General features: G+C 73.2%; 18 protein-coding genes. 9 read left to right on the forward strand and 9 right to left on the reverse strand.

The window, feature by feature from the left end; all coding sequences use genetic code 11:
- The first annotated feature begins 13 nt into the window (after nucleotides 1-13).
- The 5 genes from ACPXCB_RS01140 to ACPXCB_RS01160 all read left to right on the forward strand — a co-directional run bounded on the left by ACPXCB_RS01140 (nucleotide 14) and on the right by ACPXCB_RS01160 (nucleotide 5,793).
- Nucleotides 14-970, forward strand: coding sequence for a carbohydrate ABC transporter permease (locus ACPXCB_RS01140; protein ID WP_425871342.1), 957 nt, complete (start codon nucleotides 14-16; stop codon nucleotides 968-970).
- Nucleotides 967-1,878 (forward strand): carbohydrate ABC transporter permease, encoded by a 912-nt coding sequence (locus ACPXCB_RS01145; RefSeq protein WP_425871344.1) that lies wholly within the window; start codon nucleotides 967-969, stop codon nucleotides 1,876-1,878. The genes ACPXCB_RS01140 and ACPXCB_RS01145 overlap by 4 nt, the downstream gene beginning before the upstream one ends.
- Entirely contained in the window at nucleotides 1,875-4,013 is a 2,139-nt protein-coding gene (locus tag ACPXCB_RS01150; RefSeq protein ID WP_425871347.1) for an alpha-galactosidase, read from the forward strand. The genes ACPXCB_RS01145 and ACPXCB_RS01150 overlap by 4 nt, the downstream gene beginning before the upstream one ends.
- Before the next feature lie 121 nt (nucleotides 4,014-4,134).
- The gene (locus ACPXCB_RS01155; protein WP_425872107.1) at nucleotides 4,135-4,527 is read left to right on the forward strand and encodes a YciI family protein; all 393 of its coding nucleotides are present in this window, start codon (nucleotides 4,135-4,137) and stop codon (nucleotides 4,525-4,527) included.
- 3 nt (nucleotides 4,528-4,530) lie between these two features.
- Complete coding sequence (locus ACPXCB_RS01160; protein ID WP_425872109.1) at nucleotides 4,531-5,793, forward strand: RNA polymerase sigma factor; 1,263 nt, start codon at nucleotides 4,531-4,533, stop codon at nucleotides 5,791-5,793.
- A 275-nt stretch (nucleotides 5,794-6,068) separates the two neighbouring features.
- Here ACPXCB_RS01160 and ACPXCB_RS01165 read toward each other — a convergent pair whose 3' ends face one another.
- Complete coding sequence (locus ACPXCB_RS01165) at nucleotides 6,069-7,442, reverse strand: cellulase family glycosylhydrolase (RefSeq protein WP_425871348.1); 1,374 nt, start codon at nucleotides 7,440-7,442, stop codon at nucleotides 6,069-6,071.
- A gap of 239 nt (nucleotides 7,443-7,681) precedes the next feature.
- On the opposite strand from ACPXCB_RS01165, the gene ACPXCB_RS01170 reads away from it, so the two are divergent.
- On the forward strand, nucleotides 7,682-8,644 hold the full coding sequence (locus tag ACPXCB_RS01170; protein ID WP_425871349.1) for a TIGR03557 family F420-dependent LLM class oxidoreductase: 963 nt from the start codon (nucleotides 7,682-7,684) through the stop codon (nucleotides 8,642-8,644).
- A gap of 26 nt (nucleotides 8,645-8,670) precedes the next feature.
- Complete coding sequence (locus tag ACPXCB_RS01175) at nucleotides 8,671-9,498, forward strand: alpha/beta fold hydrolase (protein WP_425871351.1); 828 nt, start codon at nucleotides 8,671-8,673, stop codon at nucleotides 9,496-9,498.
- Between the two features lie 415 nt (nucleotides 9,499-9,913).
- On the opposite strand, the gene ACPXCB_RS01180 is transcribed toward ACPXCB_RS01175, so the two are convergent.
- From ACPXCB_RS01180 to ACPXCB_RS01210, 7 genes are all read right to left on the reverse strand, one after another.
- Entirely contained in the window at nucleotides 9,914-10,720 is an 807-nt protein-coding gene (locus ACPXCB_RS01180; RefSeq protein WP_425871352.1) for a hypothetical protein, read from the reverse strand.
- Nucleotides 10,721-10,962: 242 nt separating this feature from the next.
- A complete protein-coding gene (locus ACPXCB_RS01185; protein WP_425871354.1) occupies nucleotides 10,963-11,766 on the reverse strand; it encodes an endonuclease/exonuclease/phosphatase family protein in 804 nt (267 codons plus the stop codon).
- Between the two features lie 8 nt (nucleotides 11,767-11,774).
- The gene (locus ACPXCB_RS01190) at nucleotides 11,775-13,265 is read right to left on the reverse strand and encodes a phosphatase PAP2 family protein (protein ID WP_425871356.1); all 1,491 of its coding nucleotides are present in this window, start codon (nucleotides 13,263-13,265) and stop codon (nucleotides 11,775-11,777) included.
- 79 nt (nucleotides 13,266-13,344) lie between these two features.
- Entirely contained in the window at nucleotides 13,345-14,346 is a 1,002-nt protein-coding gene (locus ACPXCB_RS01195) for a YihY/virulence factor BrkB family protein (protein WP_425871357.1), read from the reverse strand.
- Nucleotides 14,339-15,346 (reverse strand): diacylglycerol/lipid kinase family protein, encoded by a 1,008-nt coding sequence (locus tag ACPXCB_RS01200; RefSeq protein ID WP_425871358.1) that lies wholly within the window; start codon nucleotides 15,344-15,346, stop codon nucleotides 14,339-14,341. The genes ACPXCB_RS01195 and ACPXCB_RS01200 overlap by 8 nt, the downstream gene beginning before the upstream one ends.
- A gap of 237 nt (nucleotides 15,347-15,583) precedes the next feature.
- On the reverse strand, nucleotides 15,584-16,162 hold the full coding sequence (locus tag ACPXCB_RS01205; RefSeq protein WP_425871360.1) for a Clp protease N-terminal domain-containing protein: 579 nt from the start codon (nucleotides 16,160-16,162) through the stop codon (nucleotides 15,584-15,586).
- Nucleotides 16,162-16,398, reverse strand: a complete 237-nt coding sequence (locus ACPXCB_RS01210; protein ID WP_089001290.1) for an HTH domain-containing protein — start codon at nucleotides 16,396-16,398, stop codon at nucleotides 16,162-16,164. The genes ACPXCB_RS01205 and ACPXCB_RS01210 overlap by 1 nt, the downstream gene beginning before the upstream one ends.
- Before the next feature lie 132 nt (nucleotides 16,399-16,530).
- On the opposite strand from ACPXCB_RS01210, the gene ACPXCB_RS01215 reads away from it, so the two are divergent.
- Nucleotides 16,531-16,965 carry a VOC family protein gene (locus ACPXCB_RS01215; protein WP_425871362.1) on the forward strand — a complete coding sequence of 145 codons (435 nt, stop codon included), beginning with the start codon at nucleotides 16,531-16,533 and terminating at the stop codon, nucleotides 16,963-16,965.
- 109 nt (nucleotides 16,966-17,074) lie between these two features.
- Nucleotides 17,075-17,827, forward strand: coding sequence for a PP2C family protein-serine/threonine phosphatase (locus ACPXCB_RS01220; protein ID WP_425871364.1), 753 nt, complete (start codon nucleotides 17,075-17,077; stop codon nucleotides 17,825-17,827).
- 77 nt (nucleotides 17,828-17,904) lie between these two features.
- Here the strand turns inward: ACPXCB_RS01220 and ACPXCB_RS01225 are convergent, their stop codons facing one another.
- Nucleotides 17,905-18,507: a hypothetical protein gene (locus tag ACPXCB_RS01225; protein ID WP_425871366.1), complete on the reverse strand. Its 603-nt coding sequence runs from the start codon at nucleotides 18,505-18,507 to the stop codon at nucleotides 17,905-17,907.
- Between the last annotated feature and the right edge of the window lie 793 nt (nucleotides 18,508-19,300).

Consider the following 19,300-nt stretch of genomic DNA (forward strand, 5'->3'; position numbering starts at 1 on the left):
GGGTGAGGGCACCGTGTCCGACCTGCCCCTGATCCAAGCGGATCGCGCCGCGCCGCCGCCGGCCGCGACCACCTCCACGGGTGGTCGCCGCCGGCGCGTACGGCTGCTGTCCCGCACCGACCGCGTGGTCGTCGCGCTCATGGTGGCCGTACCGCTGCTGCTCGTCGTCGGCCTGGTCTGGCTGCCGGCGGGCGCCACCGTGCTGCTCTCCGGCACCGACTGGGACGGCATCGGCCCGGTCTCCGAGATCGAGTGGGTCGGCGGCCGCAACTACGCCGACGTGGTCCAGAACTACCCGCCGTTCGTGCCGGCCGTGCAGAACAACCTGCTCTGGCTGGCGGCGCTGTTCGTGGTGGCCACCCCGTTCGGCATGTTCCTGGCCGTCCTGCTCGAAAAGGAGTTGCGCGGCACCCGCTTCTACCAGACGGCGCTCTACCTGCCGGTGGTGCTCTCCCTGGCGCTGATCGGCTTCGTCTGGCAGCTGCTCTACTCCCGCGACCAGGGCCTGGTCAACGCCGTCCTCGGCACCGACGTCGACTGGTACGGCGACCCGGACGTCAACATCTGGGCCGTGCTGGTGGCGGCCGGCTGGCGGCACGTCGGCTACATCATGCTGCTCTACCTGGCCGGGCTGAAGGGCGTCGACCCGTCGCTGCGGGAGGCCGCCGCGGTGGACGGCGCGTCGGAGGGCCGGACGTTCTTCAAGGTGATCTTCCCGGTCCTGCGGCCCATCAACATCATCGTGCTGGTGGTGACGGTGATCGAGTCGCTGCGCGCGTTCGACCTGGTCTGGGTCATCAACAAGGGCCGCAACGGCCTTGAACTGATCTCGGCGCTGGTCACCCAGAACGTGGTGGGCGAGGCGAGCCGGATCGGCTTCGGCTCGGCGCTGGCCACCATCATGCTGGTCGTCTCGCTGGTCTTCATCACCGTCTACCTGGCGACCGTGCTGCGGGAGGGACGCCGATGAGCACCGCGACCGTGCCCCGGGAGGACCGGACCGCCCCCGCGCCCGAACGCCGCCCGCCGCCGCGCCCGGCCCGGGTGGTGCTGCACGTGTTCCTCGCGGCGGTGGCGATCGGTTGGCTCTTCCCGATCCTCTGGGCCGTGCTGACCTCGCTGCGCTCCTACGAGTACACGGCCACCAACGGCTACGTCTCGCTCGGCGGGTGGACCCTCGACAACTACGTCACCGCCTGGCGGACCGCCGAGTTCGGCAAGCACTTCCTCAACTCCGTCTACATCACGGTGCCGGCGGTGCTGCTGACCCTCTTCCTCGCCTCGTGCGTGGCGTTCGTCATCGCCCGGTTCAGCTGGAAGACCAACATCGTCCTGCTCGGCCTGTTCACCGCGGCGAACCTGCTGCCCCAGCAGGCCCTGCTCATCCCGCTGTTCCGGCTCTTCACGCAGGTGCCGCTGCCGGCGTTCATGAGCGACTCGGAGCTGCTCTACGACAGCTACTGGGGGCTGATCCTGGTCAACGTCGCCTTCCAGTGCGGCTTCTGCGTCTTCGTGCTCAGCAACTACATGAAGGCGCTGCCGCGCGACCTCTACGAGGCGGCGATGGTCGACGGGGCGAGCGTCTGGCGGCAGTACTGGCAGGTGACCATGCCGCTGTGCCGGCCGGCCCTGGCCGCGCTGGCCACCCTGGAGGTGACCTGGATCTACAACGAGTTCTTCTGGGCCACCGTGCTCATGCGTACCGGGGACAAGTTCCCGGTCACCAGCTCGCTGAACAACCTGCGCGGCGAGTTCTTCACCGACAACAACCTCGTCTCGGCCGGCTCGGTGCTGGTCGCCATCCCGACCCTGGTGGTGTTCTTCCTGCTCCAGCGGCAGTTCGTCCGGGGCCTGACCCTGGGAGCGTCGAAGGGATGACCATCGTCCACCTACGCCGCGCCCGGACCAGCCTGGTGCTCGACGCGCGCGACCCGGGGCTGCCACGGGTCGCGCACTGGGGGACCGACCTCGGCCCCGTCCCCGACGGCGACCTGCCCGCCCTGGTCGACGCCACCGTCGCGCCGGTCGTACCGAGCAGCTTCGACGCGCCGACGGTGCTGTCCCTGCTGCCCGAGGCGTCCGCCGGCTGGGGCGGCCGGCCGGCGCTCGCCGGGCACCGCGAGCGCCGGGACTGGTCCACCGCCTTCCGGCTCACCGGTCTCGACGTCGCCGACGACGGCACCGGCTCCGCCCGGGTCACCGTCCGAGCGGCCGACGGCGGGGCCGGGCTGTCGCTGACCGTCGAGATCGAACTCGACCCGACCGGCCTGGTGCTGCTGCGGCACCGGCTGCGCAACGACGGCGACACGGCGTACGAGCTGCGGGAGCTGACGCCGGTCCTGCCGGTGCCGGCGGTCGCCACCGAACTGCTCGACCTGACCGGCCGGTGGTGCCGGGAGCGGTCCCCGCAGCGGCACCCGTGGCCGATGGGCGCCTGGGTACGCGAGGGCCGGCACGGCCGCACCGGGCACGACGCCACCCTGCTGCTGGTCGCCGGCACGGCCGGGTTCGGGTTCGGCCACGGCGAGGTGTGGGCGGTGCACACCGCGTGGAGCGGCGACCACGTGACCGTCGCCGAGCGGCGGCCGACGGGCGAGTCCACCCTCGGCGGCGGCGAGCTGCTCACCCCCGGCGAGGTGGTGCTCGGTCCCGGCGGGGAGTACGCCACCCCGCTGCTGTACGCGGTCTTCTCCGCCGACGGGCTGGACGGACTCAGCGACGTCCTGCACACCCACCTGCGCGCCCGGCCGCAGCATCCGGCCACGCCCCGCCCGGTCACCCTCAACGTCTGGGAGGCCGTCTACTTCGACCACGACCTGGACCGGCTGCGCGCCCTGGCCAACCATGCCGCAGAGGTCGGGGTGGAACGGTTCGTGCTCGACGACGGCTGGTTCCGGGGCCGCCGCCACGACCGCGCCGGCCTCGGCGACTGGTACGTCGACGACACCGTCTGGCCGGACAGCCTGCACCCGCTCATCGACCACGTACGCGGGCACGGGATGCAGTTCGGGCTCTGGGTGGAACCGGAGATGGTCAACCCCGACTCCGGGGTGTTCCGGGCCCACCCGGAGTGGGTGCTGTCGGTGCCGGGCCGGCTGCCGCCCGCCTGGCGGCACCAGCAGGTGCTCGACCTGGCCCACCCCCCGACGTACGCGTACCTGCTGGAACGGCTGGACGCTTTGCTCACCGCGTATCCCGGCATCGGCTACCTCAAGTGGGACCACAACCGGGACCTGACCGAGGCGGGGCACCAGGGCCGCCCCGGCGTGCACGGGCAGACCCTCGCGGCGTATCGGCTCCTGGACGAGCTGCGCCGCCGCCACCCGGGCGTGGAGATCGAGAGCTGCGCGTCCGGGGGTGCCCGGGTGGACCTGGAGATCCTGCGACGCACCGACCGGGTCTGGGCCAGCGACTGCAACGACGCCCTGGAGCGGCTGGCCATCCAGCGCTGGACGGGGCTGCTGCTCCCGCCCGAGCTGGTCGGCAGCCACATCGGGCCGGAGCGCTCGCACACCACCCACCGCGTGCACGACCTGGGTTTCCGGGCGGCGACCACGCTCTTCGGCCACCACGGCATCGAGTGGGACATCGGCGCGATCGACGCGGCACAGCGCGGCGAACTGGCCGCCTGGGTCGCGCTGCACAAGCGGCTCCGCCCGCTGCTGCACGCCGGCCGGGTGGTCCGGGTCGACCATCCCGACCCGGCCGTCTGGGCGCACGGCGTCGTCGCCCACGACGGTTCCCAGGCGCTGTACGCCGTGGCCCAGCTGGCCACCTCGGTGACCCAGGCGCCCGGACCGGTCCGGCTCCCCGGCCTGGACCCTGACCGACGGTACGCGGTGCGGCCCGCCGCCGGAGTGCCGGAGCCCGCCACGATCCAGCGGGCCGCCCCGGGTTGGCTGGCCGACGGCGGCGTGACCCTCGGCGGCGCGGTGCTGGCGACCGTCGGGCTCCAGATGCCCGCGCTGCATCCCGAGCAGACCCTGCTGCTGGAGGTCACCGCCGTCGACTGAGGGGCGGGCAGATTTCCCGGGGAATCTCCGGTGGGGTGTCGAGAACCGGGGTGCCGGCTTCTACCGACGGGTGAGAGCACCGATGATGGTGCGCAGTCGTGAGGAGCCAGACGTGAAGTACATGTTGCTCATGCAGTTCAGCGCCGCCGGCACGGACTTCCCCCCGATCGAGACGTGGACGCCCGAGGAGATCCGGGCGCACGTGGCGTTCATGGGCGAGGTCAACGGGAAGCTGATCGCCGACGGCGAACTGGTCGGCGCCGAAGGGCTCGCCGCTCCGGCCCAGGCGAAGATCGTCCGAGCGGGCGCCGGTGGGACCCCCGTGGTCACCGAGGGGCCGTTCGCCGAGACCAAGGAGTTCCTCGCCGGCTTCTGGATCGTCGACTGCGACAGCCCCGAGCGGGCCGTCGCGCTCGCCGCGCACATCTCCACCGCGCCCGGCCCCGGCGGTCGGCCGCTGAACATGCCGATCGAGGTGCGCCCCGTGATGTCGGCGCCGCCGCAGGAGATGTGACGACTGGCCGCCGTCGACCCATCCGTCGAGGACCTGCTGCGCGAGCTGGCGCCGCAGGTCCTCGGCGTGCTCACCCGCCGCTTCGGCGACTTCACCACCGCCGAGGACGCCGTGCAGGAGGCGCTGCTGGCGGCCGCCACCCAGTGGCCGGTCGAGGGGACGCCCGGCAACCCGCGCGGCTGGCTGATCCAGGTCGCGTACCGGCGGATGATCGAACTAATCCGCGGCGAGACGGCCCGGCGGCGGCGTGAGGACCTCGTTGCCCGCCGCGAGCCGGACGACCGACGCGCCGCGCCGCCGCCGGACGAGGAGCTGACCGCCGACCGGGACGACACCCTGACGCTGCTCTTCCTCTGCTGCCACCCGACGCTCACGCCGGCGTCGGCGATCGCGCTGACCCTGCGCGCCGTCGGCGGCCTGACCACGGCCGAGATCAGTCGCGCCTTCCTCGTGCCCGAGGCCACCATGGCCCAGCGGATCAGCCGCGCCAAGCAGCGCATCCGCGCCTCGGGCGTCCCATTCGGGATGCCCGAGCCCGCCGACCGGGAGGCCCGGCTGGCCGCCGTGCGGCACGTGCTCTACCTGATCTTCACCGAGGGGCACACCGCCAGCCTGGGCGACGACCTGCGCCGGGTGGACCTGTCGGAGGAGGCGATCCGGCTGACCCGGGCCCTGCGCGCGCTCCTGCCCGACGACACCGAGGTCGCCGGGCTGCTCGCGTTGATGCTGCTCACCGACGCCCGCGCCGCCGCACGCACCGGGCCCTCGGGTGAGCTGATCTCCCTGGCCGACCAGGACCGCAGCCGGTGGGACGTCGCGGCCATCGACGAGGGGGTCGCCCTGGTCACCTGGGCGCTGCCCCGCGGGCCGGTCGGGCCATACCAGCTCCAGGCGGCCATCGCCGCGCTGCACGACGAGGCACCCAGCACCGCCGAGACCGACTGGCCGCAGATCCTCGCCCTGTACGAGGTGCTGGAACGTGCCTCCGGCAGTCCCGTCGTCTCCCTCAACCGCGCGGTGGCGACCGCCATGGTGCACGGCCCGGCCGCCGGCCTGGCCGCGTTGGCGGCGCTGGACGCCGACCCCCGGATCGCCGGGCACCACCGGCTGCCCGCCGCCCGCGCGCACCTGCACGAGATGGCCGGCGACCGGGAGCGGGCGGTGGCCGCGTACCGGGCCGCCGCCGACCTGACCACGAGCGTGCCCGAGCAGCGGTACCTGACGATGCGCGCCGCCCGGCTGGCCACCGGGGCGCCCGAAGCCTGACGGGCCCCGACGCGACGTGGGGCATGCTCGCGCGGACACTGTCGAGCTGCCCGCACAGATGGGGCAGCTCCGCCCAGCCCTTGCCCTGCCCAGCCCTTCGGTCCGCGATCTTGCAATTTCCGTCCCGGCAAACAGGGCCTTCCTCGTATTTCCACAGCACAACGCGCAAGATCGCGGGCGCGGTCGGGGGCGCGGCGGAGTTGCGACGTTTCGACGGGCGACACGAGCGGTGGCCGGGCCCCCTGCGGGCCCGGCCACCGGTGGGACGTGAGTTGTCAGCTCACGGTGCAGGTCACCGCGGGCGTGGCGTTGGTGCCGTTCCAGCTGGCGATGAAGCCGAAGCTGGTGCTGGCTCCGGCGCCCAGCCGGCCGTTCCAGTCGGTGTTGCGGGCCGTGACGGCCGATCCGCTGCTGCTCAGGGCGGCGTTCCAGGACTGGCTGACGGTCTGGCCGTTGGCGAACGTCCACTTCGTCGTCCAGCCGGTGATCGCCGCCGAGCCGGCGGTCACCTTCACCTCACCCTGGAAGCCACCCTGCCACTGGTTGGTCACCGTGTACGTCGCCGTGCAGCCGCCCGGCGGCGGGGGCGTCGGCGGGGGCGTCGTGGGTGGCGGAGTGGTGGGCGGGGGCGTCGTCGGCGGCGGGGAGGTCGGTGGCGGGGTGCTGGCGTAGACCGTCGCCTCCCGGGCGGTGGCCTTGATCCCGTTCGCCCCGTTGAAGATGCGCTGGCCCCAGGTGCTCAGCGCGGCGGGGTTGAAGTTGGTGACCATGTCGAGGTACTCGACGCCACCGCCGTTGCCGCTCCACGACCAGCCCAGGTAACCGATCCCGTTGGCCTGGCTGTAGGAGAGGATCGTGTCCTCGTCGGGGTTGCCGTCGGAGTGGTCGAAGCCGAACTCGCCGACCACGATCGGCAGCTTGGCGGCGCGGAACCGGCCGAGGTAGTCGCTGATCTCGGCGGCGGTGTCGAAGACGCCGTACATGTGGATGGAGAAGACGGTGTTCTTCTGCGGGTCGGCGGCGAACACCGACGCCGCGTTGTCGCGCATGGTGAACGACCAGTCCTGACCCCAGTTGGGGGCGTCGACCATGATGGTGTGCGTCAGGCCGCCCGTACGCAGGCGCTTGATGGCGTTGGCGGTGTCGGTCGCCCAGGTGCCGTAGCCCTGGTTGCCGTACGGCTCGTTGCCGATGTTGACGATGACGTACTTCTCCTGGCCGGCGAGGGCGCTGGAGACGCTGAGCCAGTAGTCGACCGCCTGAGCCAGGGTGGCCGCCCCGCTCTGCTCGCCGTAGCCGGTGGTGTCGTGCACCTCCAGCACGCAGATCAGCCGGTTGGCCTTGCACAGCGAGATGACGTTGGCGACGTCGGCGGTGTCGTTCTTGGCCCACCGCTGGCCGCTGGCGAGCACCACCCGCACGGTGTTCGCGCCCAGCGCCTTGATGTTGGCGAAGGAGCTGGTCTGCTGCTGGTACCAGGTGTGCGCGTGGTTCACGCCACGCATGACGAACTCGCTGCCGTTGGCGTCGTAGAGCTTGCCGTCGGCGACGGAGAAGCCGGTCGCGGCCCGCGCGGGCTGACCGAACGCCAACACGGCGACCAGCAACGCGAGCACTGCCGCACCGGCGGCGGAGAGTCTCTTCTTCATGGCCTTCCTCAAAGGGAGGACCCCCGCTGCCCAGGTGGGGGTGGGACGTCACAGGGGATGGCGGCTGCAGCCCGACAGCCGCCGCCCGGCTCCCGGCGGCGCAGGGATCAGCGTAGGCCGGTCGGGCCGGTCACGCAATGAACCGGTTAAGCAGCGGACCGCCGGCACCGGACGCGAGGGTTGACCCGACCTGGCAGGGGTATCCGGGGATGATCCGCCCGGGTCGGAAGGAGACACCCATGGTCAACGTCGGCTACACCCTGATGTGCGAGCAGGCCGGTCCCAAGCAACTGGTCGACCACGCGGTGCGGGCGGAGGCGGCCGGCTTCGACCAGCTCGTCATCTCCGACCACTACTACCCCTGGCTGGAGTCCCAGGGCCACTCCCCGTACGCCTGGTCGGTGCTCGGCGCGGTCGCGCACGCCACCAGCCGGGCGGAGCTGATGTCCTTCGTCACCTGCCCGATCCGCCGCTACCACCCGGCGGTCGTGGCGCAGAAGGCCAGCACGATCGGGGTGCTCTCGGACGGCCGGTTCACCCTCGGCCTCGGCGCGGGCGAGAACCTCAACGAGCACGTGGTGGGCGGCTGGCCGCACGTGCAGCAGCGGCACGAGATGTTCGAGGAGGCCCTCCAGATCATCCGGCCCCTGCTCAACGGGGAGACGCTGACCTTCTCGGGCAACCACTACGACGTACCCGACGCCTACGTGTGGGACCGGCCGGCCCGCCCGGTGCCGATGGCCGTCGCCGCCTCCGGCCGCCAGTCGGTCACCCTCGCCGCCGAGTACGGCAACGGCCTCGTCACGACCGAACCGGACCCGCACATCATCGAGATGTACGACGAGGCCGGCGGCGCCGGGCAGCCCCGCTACGGGCAGGTGGCCATCTGCTACGGCCCGGACGAGGCGGAGTGCCGCAAGATCGTGCACGACCAGTTCCGCTGGTTCGGGATGGGCTGGAAGGTCAACGCCGACCTGCCCGGACCGGAGTCGTTCGCCGCCGCCACCCAGTTCGTCCGCGAGGAGGACGTGGCCGAGGGGATCTCCTGCGGGCCCGACGTGGACCGGCACGTCGAGGCGTTCCGCACGTTCGTCGACGCCGGCTTCACCCACGTCGCAATCGTGCAGGTGGGCGGCGAGACGCAGCCGATGTTCCTGGACTGGGCGCAGGAGCAGCTCCTGCCGAGGCTGCGCGAGCTGTGAGGGCGGCACCGGTCCGGCGTCCCCGGGTGACCCCGCCGGGCCGCTTCGGTCCGGCGGAGCTGCGCCTCGCGCTGGCCGCCCCGAAGCCGGCCGCCGGGCTGACCAGCGAGTGGCGGCTGGTCGACGACATCCGTACGCACACCCGCCGCGCCGGCGACCCCGGCACCGCCGCCACCCCGGTCGTGCTGGTGCACGGGCTGGCCGTGTCCCACCGCTACCTGACCCCGCTCGCCCTCGCGCTGGCCGACACCCACCCGGTGTACGCGCCCGACCTGCCCGGCTTCGGGCTGACCGAGCGCCCCGGCCACGCGTACGACGTCCGTGAGCACGCCGCGCACCTGGCCGCCTGGCTGGCCGCGTACCGGATGCCGCCCGTCTGCCTGCTCGGGCACTCGTTCGGCGCGGAGGTCGTCGCGGCGCTCGCCGCCCGGCACCCCGACGCGGTCGCGGCGGTGGTGCTCGCCGGCCCGACCAGCGACCCGGCCGCCCGGTCCCGGCGGGGACAGTTCGGGCGCTGGCTGGTGGACACCCTGCGGGAGGCGCCGTTGCAGGCGCCGATCCTGCTCCGGGACGTCCTCGACGCCCGCCCCTGGCGGGTCCACGCGACGCTGTCGCACTCGGTGCGCAACGGCATCGAGGCGGACCTGGTCCGCATCGCCGCGCCCACCCTGGTGGTGGCCGGCTCCCGGGACCCGGTCGTGCCGCCAGCCTGGCGCGCGCAGGTGGGCCGGCTGGTGCCACACGCCCGTACGGTCACCGTGCCGGGCGCCGCGCACAACGTCGTGACCACCGCACCGGCGCAGGTCGCCGGCGCGGTCCGCGCCCTGCTGTCCCCCACACTCACGAACAGGTGACGACATGCGTATCGGCAACACGGAGATCCGTCCGGCCGGCGGTGGCCTGGGCTGCCTGCTGATGATCCTCTTCTCGATCGTCGCCTCGGTCGTCCTGACCGTGGTGCTCAACCTGCTCCTGTAACCCTGCCGGGTTCGGCTCGGCTCGGCTCGGCTCGGACTCGATTCCCGCTCCGGCTCCCGCTGGCTCCGACTCTGGCTCCCGCTTCGGCTTCGGCTTCGGCTTCGGCTTCGGCTTCGGCTTCGGCTTCGGCTTCGGCTTCGGCTTCGAGATCTTGGTAGGGAAGTGCCCCTGGAGGGGCCGTTTCTTGCCAAGATCTCTCCCGGGCACCCCGCTTCGGGCACCGCGCTTCGGGCAGCGCGCGTCGGGCACCGCTGATCGGGTGCCCTCCGCCGTCGTCGCGGCGTCCGCGGGTCAGCCGCGCAGGCCGAGGGCGGTCAGCGCCTCACGGGTCGCCTGGCGAACCGGGTCCATGACGGCGCGGCGCACCCAGCGGATGGCCGGCGACACGGTCGCCCGCCACGCGGCGGCCACCGCCCGGCCCACCGGGCGGACGGCGTGCCGCCACAGCCAGCCCGCCCCGAGCACGAAGGGCCGCAGCGTGAGCGCGTAGCACCACCAGAGCAGCCGGCCGGCGGCCCACCACGCCCAGCCGAGCGCGCCGAGCAGCACCCGCCCCACCGCCGCCAACCACCGCCCGACCGCCGCGAGCCCCGCCACCAGCCACCGGCCGAGCGCCACGAGCCCCGCCGCCAGCAGGCGTCCGAGCGGCGCGAGGAGCCGGGCCAGCCAGCGCAGCGGCACCCAGATCAGGTGGTACGCCAGCCAGGCCAGCGGTATCCACACCACCGTCCGGGCCAGCCAGGCCAAGCCCCGGGCGAGCCAGACCAACGGCACCCAGACCAGCGTGCGCAGCAGCCAGGACAGGCCGAGGCCCAGCCAGCGCAGCAGCCAGGCCAGCCCACGGCCGAGCCAGCTCAGCGGCACCCACACCAGGATCCGCAGCAGCCAGCCCAGCGGGCGCAACAGCCAGCGGTCCAGGAACCGACCGAGCGGCGCGAGCAGCCAGCGGTGCAGCCACCGGCCGACGGCGGCGACCACCTCCCAGGCCAGCCGGACGGGCACCACCACGACCAGCGCGATTCCCCGGACGACGGCGACCAGCAGCGGGGTGGGTGGGGACCCGGCGTTCCCCGGGTCCGCGCTCGGCGAGTCGATCACCGGCTCACGGTAGTCAGCACCGGCAACGCGCCGCCTCCCCGGCCCTCGGGGACGGACCGGGGTCGCCCGGCCAGGCCGGGCGGGGCGGGCGATCGGACGGGGCGGGCGGTGAGGGCGAGCTGGGCGGGCAGGCGCGGGCAGAGCGGTCGGGCCGGGCGGGCACGCAAGGGCAGAACGGCCAGACCGGGCGGTCAGGCGCGGGCAGAGCGGCCAGGCCGGGCGGGCACGCGAGGGCAGGGCGGTCAGGCGGGGTCGAGGTCCAGGTCCGTCACGACCGGATAGTGGTCGGAGGCGTACTCGGTCTCGCCGCCCCGCAGCACCCGGCAGTCGCGCACCCGGCCGGCGAGCGCCGCCGTACCGAACAGGTAGTCCAGCCGCATGCCGGAGAACTCCGCCCCGCCGCCGTGCCGGGTGGGCGCGGTCAGCCCGCCGTCGGGCGCCCCCGCCGTCGCGTACAGATCGACCAGGCCGGCGGCGAGCAGCCGGGCCACCGCGCGGGTCTCCACCGTCCGCCCGTCCCGGCGCAGGTGACGGCGGCGGTACGCGGCCGGGAGCCGGGCGATGCGGTCGGTGTGCTCGGCGACCGGGTCGAGGGTGTTGAGGTCGCCGGCCAGCAGCGCCAGCTCCCCCGGCGCGCGGCGCAGCGCGGCGGCGGCCCAGCCCGCCTCGACGCGCCGCCGCAGCCCCGAATACGGGTCCAGGTGCACGCTCAGCACGGTCAGCGGGCCGGCGGTGGTCGCCACGGTGACCCGCTGCGCGGCATGGTGGAACGGCCGGCGTACCCGGGTCGCGGCGAGGGCGCGCAGCGGCGGGCGCAGCAGCACCGCCACCGGCTGGCCGAAGCAGGAACGGGCCAGGTGGGGTCGCATCCCCACCCGGCCCGCGAAGTCGGCGAGCACGGTGCCGGAGTCGAAGTGCCGCAGTTCCTGCAACGCCAGCACGTCCGGCCGCTGGTCGGCGACGACCCGGACCAGCAGGTCCCGGCGGTCGGCGCCGCCGGAGTCCCGTCCGCCGGTCCGGATGTTCCAGGTCATCGCCCGCAGCATCGGCGGCGTCAGTCCGTCCGACCGGCCTTGGCCAGCTCGTCGTCGAGGGTGTGCACGTCCTCGGACTCGATGCTGGGCCGGTTGCCCTCGCGCACGTCCTCGTTGGGGCGGATCACCCAGTAGAGCAGCCCGATCCAGAGGGTGGTGAGGATGATCGCGCCCATGAAGTCGGTGGGGTGGTGCATCCCCCGGTACATCCGGCTGATGGCCACGCCGGCCGGCATCACGACCGCCAGCGCCACGAAGACCCACCGCCACCACCGGTCGGTACGCGGAAAGACGATCACCGCGATCGCCACCCAGACGCAGAGCGTGGCGGCGATGTGGCCGGACGGGAAGGAGGAGGTCGGCATCGGTCCGTCGAGGTTGCCGACGGGCGGGCGCGGCCGGTCGACCGCGGCGGCGGAGGCGAGGAAGAGGCTCAGCTCGCCGAACATGGTCAGTGCCACGAAGAGCACCGGCCGCCAACGCCGCCACACGGCCAGCACGATCGGGCAGAAGACCAGCGAGATGAGCAGGATGGCGTGGGTGTCGCCGACCTTGCTCCACCAGTAGCTGAAGTCGTCCCGGCCGGGGGTGCGGTGCTCGGCGAACCACCTCGGCACGTCCGTGTCCAGGGTGGCGAAGAAGGTGCCGCCGGCGTGGTAGCTGACGAACATGCCGAAGCCGTAGAGCGCGCCGAGGATCAGCACCCAGCCGACGATCAGCTCGAACACGGCGGCCCGGGGGTGCGGCAGCAGGTGCGCCTCGTCGGGGGCGGGCGCCACGTCGTGCGCGGCCTCCGGCTCCAGCCCGTCGGTCAACGCCGGGACCGGCCGGCCGCGCTCCAACCGCCAGAGCCGGAAGGCGTACGCGGTGACGCCGAGCCAGGCGGCGCCGAGCAGCCAGGCCCCCAGCACGTCCGAGACGAAGTGCACGCCCAACGCGATCCGGGTCAGTCCGATGAGGAAGACGACGAGGGCGACCAGGGCGATCGCGGGCTTACGCCAGCGGCGCGACATGGCCGGCAGGAAGACCAGCAGCAGCGCCCCGTACGCGACCATCGAGCCGAGCGCGTGTCCGCTGGGGAAGCTGTCCCCGGCGTACGTGCCGATGGGCACGTCCACCTCGGGGCGCAACCGGTCCACCAGCGTCTTGAGCGCCGGGTCGAGGACGAGCGCGCCGACGCCGGTGACGATCAGGAACACCGCGAGCCGACCCTGCTTGCGGATCAGCAGCCCGACCACGGCGACCGACACCAGCCAGATGATGACCGCCCGTCCACCGAGGTCGGTGAGCGCGTTGAGCACGGTCACCAGCGGCCCGTGCGGGGCGACCAGGTCGTTGAGCCAGGCGGCCATGCCGTGGTCGACGTCGTAGAGCGGGGACCACCGGGTCCGGACCAGGACGAGGAGCACCCCGAAACCGACCCCGGCGCCGAGCACGATCGCCAGGCCGGCAAGGGTCCGTTCGGTGAAGTGACCCAAGGGTCGTCGCAACGCCTCTTTGACCGCGCCCACGGCAGCCTCCCTCTCGCTTCTGGCGTGCCGCATTACCCGATCGGCGCTCCGCGTACACCGAGGGATGTCCGATGCGGAGCTAGAGGGAGCTCATCTCGCCGGTGTCGTGGATCTCCTGGCGCTCGGCCTCGGGCTCCCAGAGGTCGGGCTGGGCGGGCTCGCGCACCCCGATGCGCAGCGCCTCCAGCTGGGCGGCGAAGGAGAGTCCACCGAAGAGCGCCATGCCGGTCAGGTTGGCCCAGAGCAGCAACGCCATCATCCCGGTCAGCGCCCCGTACGTCTGGCCGAACCCGCCGCTGAACCGCACGTACGCGGCGAGCAGCAGGCTGGCCAGCCACCACAGCGCGGTGGCGATGCCGGCGCCGAAGAAGAGCCAGGACAGGCCCGGCTGCTTGCGGCGGGGGGCGTGCCGGAAGATCACCGCGACGGCGAGGACGGTCAGGCCCAGGCTGAGCGGCCAGCGCACCACGTTCCAGATGCCGTTGGCGAGCTCGCCCCACGCGTAGTGGCGCTGCACCGAGTCGCCCATCGGGCCGCCGCCGACGAGGATCAGGAACCCGGTGAGCGCCGGCACGCCGGCGGTGAGGGCGAGGACGCTCGCGCGGACGTACTTCCACAGCGCGGGCCGGTCCCGTTCCACGCCGTAGATCCGGTTGGCGCCGCGCTCGATCTGGGCCATGGTGGTGGTCAGCGCGACCAGGCCGGTGAGCATGCCGAGGCCGAGCGCCAGCTCCCCGGCGCGTTCGGTGCGGTCCCCCTCGCCGAGCAGCTCGGCCACCATCGGTTCGCTCGCCCCGGGGGTGAGGGCCAGGACGGTGTCGGCGACCACCCGGCCGCCCTCCTCGACGCCGAGTTCGCTGATCAGGCCGGTCAGCGCGATCAGGAACGGCACCACGGCGAGGCAGAGTTGCAGCGCGAAGGCGCGCGAGTGGCTGAACCCGTCGCCGTAGCGGAACCGGATGAACGCGTCGCGCAGCAGGTGCCAGCCGCCCTGCCGGCGCAGTGTGTGCCAGGCGTCGTCGGCGTTGAGTTCCTCGTCGGACATCAGCCGGGTCTCCGGCACGATCCGGGTGCTACTCACGGCGGGCTTCCTCGATCAGCTGCTCACCACGCTCGGCGGCCGCCTGCGCGTCCTCGGTCAGGTCGGGATCCTGTGCCGGCTGCGGTACGCAGAGCCACAGCGCCCGCCGCCGGATCTCGGCCTTCAGGGTGCGACCCGGCTCGATGAGATCGCCGTCGAGCTCCCGGGGCTGGGCCCGGTTGCTGGTGATCTCCACCCGCCTGGCCTTGAAGACCTCCATGCGGGGGACGCGGTCCTGCCGGCGTACGACCGCCCAGCCGAGCGCCAGCCATTGCCGCAGCGTACGCGGGGTGAGCACCGCGACGTCGAGGTAGCCGTCGTCCGGTTCGGCGTCGGTGAGCAGCCGCACCCCGCCCTGGAGGCGACCGACGTTGGCGACGAGGACGGAGCGGGCCCGGCGGCGGATCGGCTGCTGGTCGTCGATGCGGATGGAGACCCGCATCGGCCGGTCGCGCAGGTGCCGGGCGGCCCCCACGACGTACGCCGGCCAGCCGATCCGCTTCTTGGTGGTCTCCGAGGTGTCGGCGAGCATCTGGGCGTCGAAGCCCATGCCGGCCATCACCGTGAAGTAGTGGTCCTCGACCGCGCCGACGTCGAGCAGCCGGCGGCCACGCTCGACGGCGACCTCCAGCCCGGCGGCCAGGTCACCCGAGAGGCCCAGGTTGGCCGCGAGCAGGTTGCCGGTGCCCTGGGGCAGCACGGCAAGCGCCACCTCGGTGCCGACCAGGCCGCTGACGCAGGCCATCACGGTGCCGTCGCCGCCGCACGCGAAGACGACGTCCACGCCGGCCTCGACCGCCTCCTGCGTCTGGCCGCGGCCCGGGTCCTCGACCGTGGTCTCGAACCACAGCGGCTCGGGCCAGCCGGCCGCGGCGAGGGCGTCGTGGACCGTCTGACGCAGTTCGTCGAGGTCGGCCACCTTCACCGGGTTGACCACCACGGCGGAGCGCAGGCCACCGCCGTCGGGTGCCGCGCGTCGCTTGTCCTGTCGAGGGTCCACGGCGCCAGTGTGCAGCACATCCGGCACGGCAGCGACCCGGCGGCGCGGTGATGTTACGCGCAGCGCAAACGCGTTTGCGCCCGCCCCGACCGTCCCCCCACCTCCCCACCCCGCTGGCGGCCCGCCGTCGACCGGCCGATCATGAGGTCGACGGCGGCGCTTGAGATCGACATCCTCGCCAACCTCACGATCACCGGGCCGTGGGTGGGCCGGGCCGGAAGTGGGGTGGGGGTTTGGTCAGGCGGGGGTGCGGAGGGCGGTCTCGACGCGACGGCGCAGGTCGTCGAGGTCAGCGCCGGCCTCGGTGAGCACCCGTGCGCCCAGCCCGTGGCCCTCGCGGAGCACGCCGAGCAGGATGTGCTCAGTGCCGATGTGGCGGTGGCGCAGTCGCAACGCCTCCCGCAGGGACAGCTCCAGCACCTTCTTGGCGCGCGGGGAGAAGGGGCCGCCCGCGTACCGCCGGCGACCCCAGCGGCGGCGCGGCGCCGGCGCGGCCTCGCGCAGCGCGTCCGGGCCGAAGGACTCCTCGATCCGGGCCACGATGGCGGCCAGGTCGATGCCGATCTCGTGCAGGGCCGCGGCGTCGGCGTCGGCGAGGCCGGTGGCTCCCCGCACGGTGTGCTGGCGGACGCGGGCCCGCAGGTCGTCGGCGCGGAGGCCGGCCTCGGCGAGCACCCGGGCGGCGAGGTTGTCGCCGTCGGAGAGCAGGGCGAGCAGCAGGTGCTCGGTCCCGACGGGCCGCTCGCCCTCGGTCCGGGCCTCGTCCCGGGCGTACCGCACGACCGTGCGGGCCCGGTCGGTGAACCGTTCGAACATCACGCCTCCCAGGAAGATCCGACCGCCGGACGACCGGCGTGCTTCTTGTGGACCGCCTGCCGGCTGACCTCGAGCTCGTCGGCGATCTCCTGCCAGGACCAGCCCTGTCGACGGGCGTTGTCCACCTGGACCACCTCGAGCCGTTCGAGCAACCGGCGCAGCGCGCGGACGGCGCGCAGCCCGACCCGGGGGTCGGTGCTGCCGGCTGCCGCCGCGAGTTCCGTTGCCTGACTCATGTCGTCAACTTACGTTGACATCGCCACCGTGTCAACCCATGTTGACACCTTCGTCCGAGCCGCCGGCTGCCAGGCGTGGGTCCGCAGCGAAACCGGGGAGACGACGGAAGACCCCGCCTCTATGGTGGATCGATGGCGTCGGTCAAGCAGGTCCAGGTCACCTTCGACTGCGCAGAACCTGAGCGCGTCGCTCGTTTCTGGTGCGAGGCGTTGGGATACGTCGTACCGCCGCCACCGGAGGGGTACGCCACCTGGGACGACTTCGACCGCGCGCTGCCGCCTGAGCGCCAGGGATCCGCGTTCGCGTGCGGCGATCCCTCGGGGGTGGGCCCGCGACTGTTCTTCCAGCGCGTTCCCGAAGGCAAGGTCGTCAAGAATCGGCTGCATCTCGACGTACGGGTCGGCACCGGGCTCGTGGGCGCAGAGCGCGTGGCCGCGCTTGAGGCCGAATGCGCACGACTGGTCGCGCTCGGCGCGGTGCGCGTGCGACTACTGACCGCCGACGGCTACGACGAGTCGTGCCTCGTGATGCAGGACGTCGAGGGCAACGAGTTCTGTCTCGACTGAGTGCCCGCGAACGGGGCGACCCGGACCACCTGCGCCGGGGATCCCCAGTACGATCCGCCGGTGCCCCTCCTCCGCCGGCCGCCGCGCCGAGGTCACCGTGCCCGGTGACGTGCAGCGTCTCCCGCTCGGCGAGATGACGCTGGAGTTCGCCGGCGGCAGCGTGGTCGGCAACCGCTACCCGGCCAACTTCGACGTGCTGCACGTCGACCCCGCCCTGCCCTTCGCCGCGGTGGTCGACGGCATGGGCGCCGGCGAGGGCAGCCGCCGGGCCGGCACGACGGCCATGGGCACCCTCGTCGCGCAGGTCCGGGCCACCTGGCCCGCGGTCGACGCCCGCCAGTTGCGCGCCGCCGCGGCCCGCGTCCAGTCAGCCGTACGCGCCGCGGGCGCGCAGTTGGCGGAGCTGACCGGCTGCACCCTGACCGCCCTGCTCGTGGAGCCCGACGGCGGGCAGGGCTGGCTCGTCCAGCTCGGCGACTCCCGCGCCTACCGCCTGCGCGACGGCCTGCTGGAACTCCTCACCGTCGACCACACGGCGGCCTGGCTGGGCGTACTGCACGGCTGGTACCCGGTCGGCTCCCCCGCCGCCGATCGCGCCCGCTACCAGCTCACCCGCTACGCCGGCCACCCGGACGAGCCGGAGGCGGACCTGCTCGCGGTGTCACTGCGCCCCGGCGACGTCTGGCTGCTCTGCACCGACGGCGTCAGCGACCAGGTCGACTATCACCTGATGCGGGAACTCCTGGCGGCACCGCGACCCGAGGAGGCGGTGCGCGACCTGCTCCACGGCACCCTGGAGGCCGGCGGCGACGACAACGCCACCGTCGTGATCATCCGGGTCCACGCCACGACTCCCCGCTGACGGGGTCCACCCGCCACAGACGCCGCTGGCCGGCACCCCGGTTGCGGGTGCCGGCCAGCGGCGGTCGGCTAGTGCTGTCAGCTGTTCCAGTGCTCGGCCACCAGGTCGGCGGCCTGCTGCTCCCACTGGGCGTAGTGGTCGGGGTAGGCCGACACCTGCACCGTCTGGGCGGCCTTGGTCAGCGGCATGTCCTGCCACCCGTCGACCTGCTTGAGGCCCTTGAGGAACGCCGTCGTGGAGTACTCGGGGTCGGTGATCTGCTCGACCGTGCCCCACCCACTGGACGGACGCTGCTGGAACAGGCCCTGCGAGTCGTGGTCGTTGCGGTCACCCAGGTGACCCAGGTTCTCCAGCTTCGACTCCTGCAACGCGGTCGCGATCGACACCACCGCGGCGCGCTCGTCCATGCCGGCCTTCTTCGTCGCGGCGATGATCGCCTTGACGTTGGCGACCTGCTCGTCGGACAGGTCGACGTGCGACTGGGCGCCCTGCACACCGTGCGGGATCAGCGTGGCCTTGTCGACCGACGGCTTGTCGGCCTGCACGGCCACCGCGACCGCCGTGGCGTCCACGGACGGGGCACTGGTGTGGGCGGTGTCGGTCATCGGACCGGCGGCCACGCCACCGGCGAACGCGAGACCAGCGATACCGAGAACGCTCTTACGCATGATCGTGTTCATCAGAAACGCTCCATTCGGGGGTTGGCACCCGCACACCGAGGGGGATCGGCTTCACGCGGGTGCAAGCACCGTCGGCGCTCATGCGAACTCAGGGGGATCCAGCGAGGGCCGGGCTGTCGCGCGGGGCGGGGGGACGCCCTCACGTCGGCCGGACCATGTGTAACCACCGCCGGCCCGCCATCATTCCGGGGCCCCGGGCCCGCCATCCCATCGGGCGGCGTGCCCTGGCGGGGTGGCCTTGCTCGGTCGTACGCAGGGTGTAACGACCCCGCCCCGGCCACGATTCCGCCCCCACGATGCCCCCGGTCACACCCACAAACCGCACACCCGGCACCGTCACGCCAACCACTGACGACTCACCGGCTCAAGCCGCACCGGACAGCCACCACGAAACCGGACACCCGGTCACACCCGGGTCCACGGCTCACCCGGCTCATTCGGCTGTCACCCGGCTCATCCGGCTCACGGCCACCCGGCTTACGTGCTCACCGGGGCTAACCGGATAAGCCGGGTCACATGAGTCACTTGAGAGTGAGTCCGGTAACTGGGGTCACCGGGGCCGCCCCGGACACCGGGTCACCGAGGCACCGGTGGAGATCTTGGTACGGGAGGGCCCCTGGAGGGGCCGTTTCGTACCAAGATCTCCGGGAGGAGCCCGACGGACGGACGCGAGAGTGGGCACCGACGGGGTGTGGGGCCCCCGGGGCCGCGCCCGGGGAAAAAAAGGGCCCCCCGGGCCCGGGCCCGCGGGGCCCCCCCCCCCCCCCCCCCCCCCCCACACCCCCCCCCCCCC

Source organism: Micromonospora sp. DT62 (genome assembly GCF_049847285.1).
Classification (GTDB): Bacteria; Actinomycetota; Actinomycetes; order Mycobacteriales; family Micromonosporaceae; genus Micromonospora; species Micromonospora reichwaldensis.

What these genes read in the sequence shown, in the direction of transcription:
- ACPXCB_RS01150 (WP_425871347.1), top strand. Translation starts at nt 1,875, where the DNA reads ATGACCATCGTCCACCTACGCCGCGCCCGGACCAGCCTGGTGCTCGAC.
- ACPXCB_RS01215 (WP_425871362.1), top strand. Translation starts at nt 16,531, where the DNA reads ATGGCGTCGGTCAAGCAGGTCCAGGTCACCTTCGACTGCGCAGAACCT.
- ACPXCB_RS01145 (WP_425871344.1), top strand. Translation starts at nt 967, where the DNA reads ATGAGCACCGCGACCGTGCCCCGGGAGGACCGGACCGCCCCCGCGCCC.
- ACPXCB_RS01165 (WP_425871348.1), bottom strand. Translation starts at nt 7,442, where the DNA reads ATGAAGAAGAGACTCTCCGCCGCCGGTGCGGCAGTGCTCGCGTTGCTG.
- ACPXCB_RS01170 (WP_425871349.1), top strand. Translation starts at nt 7,682, where the DNA reads ATGGTCAACGTCGGCTACACCCTGATGTGCGAGCAGGCCGGTCCCAAG.
- ACPXCB_RS01205 (WP_425871360.1), bottom strand. Translation starts at nt 16,162, where the DNA reads ATGTTCGAACGGTTCACCGACCGGGCCCGCACGGTCGTGCGGTACGCC.
- ACPXCB_RS01225 (WP_425871366.1), bottom strand. Translation starts at nt 18,507, where the DNA reads ATGAACACGATCATGCGTAAGAGCGTTCTCGGTATCGCTGGTCTCGCG.
- ACPXCB_RS01210 (WP_089001290.1), bottom strand. Translation starts at nt 16,398, where the DNA reads ATGAGTCAGGCAACGGAACTCGCGGCGGCAGCCGGCAGCACCGACCCC.
- ACPXCB_RS01155 (WP_425872107.1), top strand. Translation starts at nt 4,135, where the DNA reads ATGTTGCTCATGCAGTTCAGCGCCGCCGGCACGGACTTCCCCCCGATC.
- ACPXCB_RS01185 (WP_425871354.1), bottom strand. Translation starts at nt 11,766, where the DNA reads ATGCTGCGGGCGATGACCTGGAACATCCGGACCGGCGGACGGGACTCC.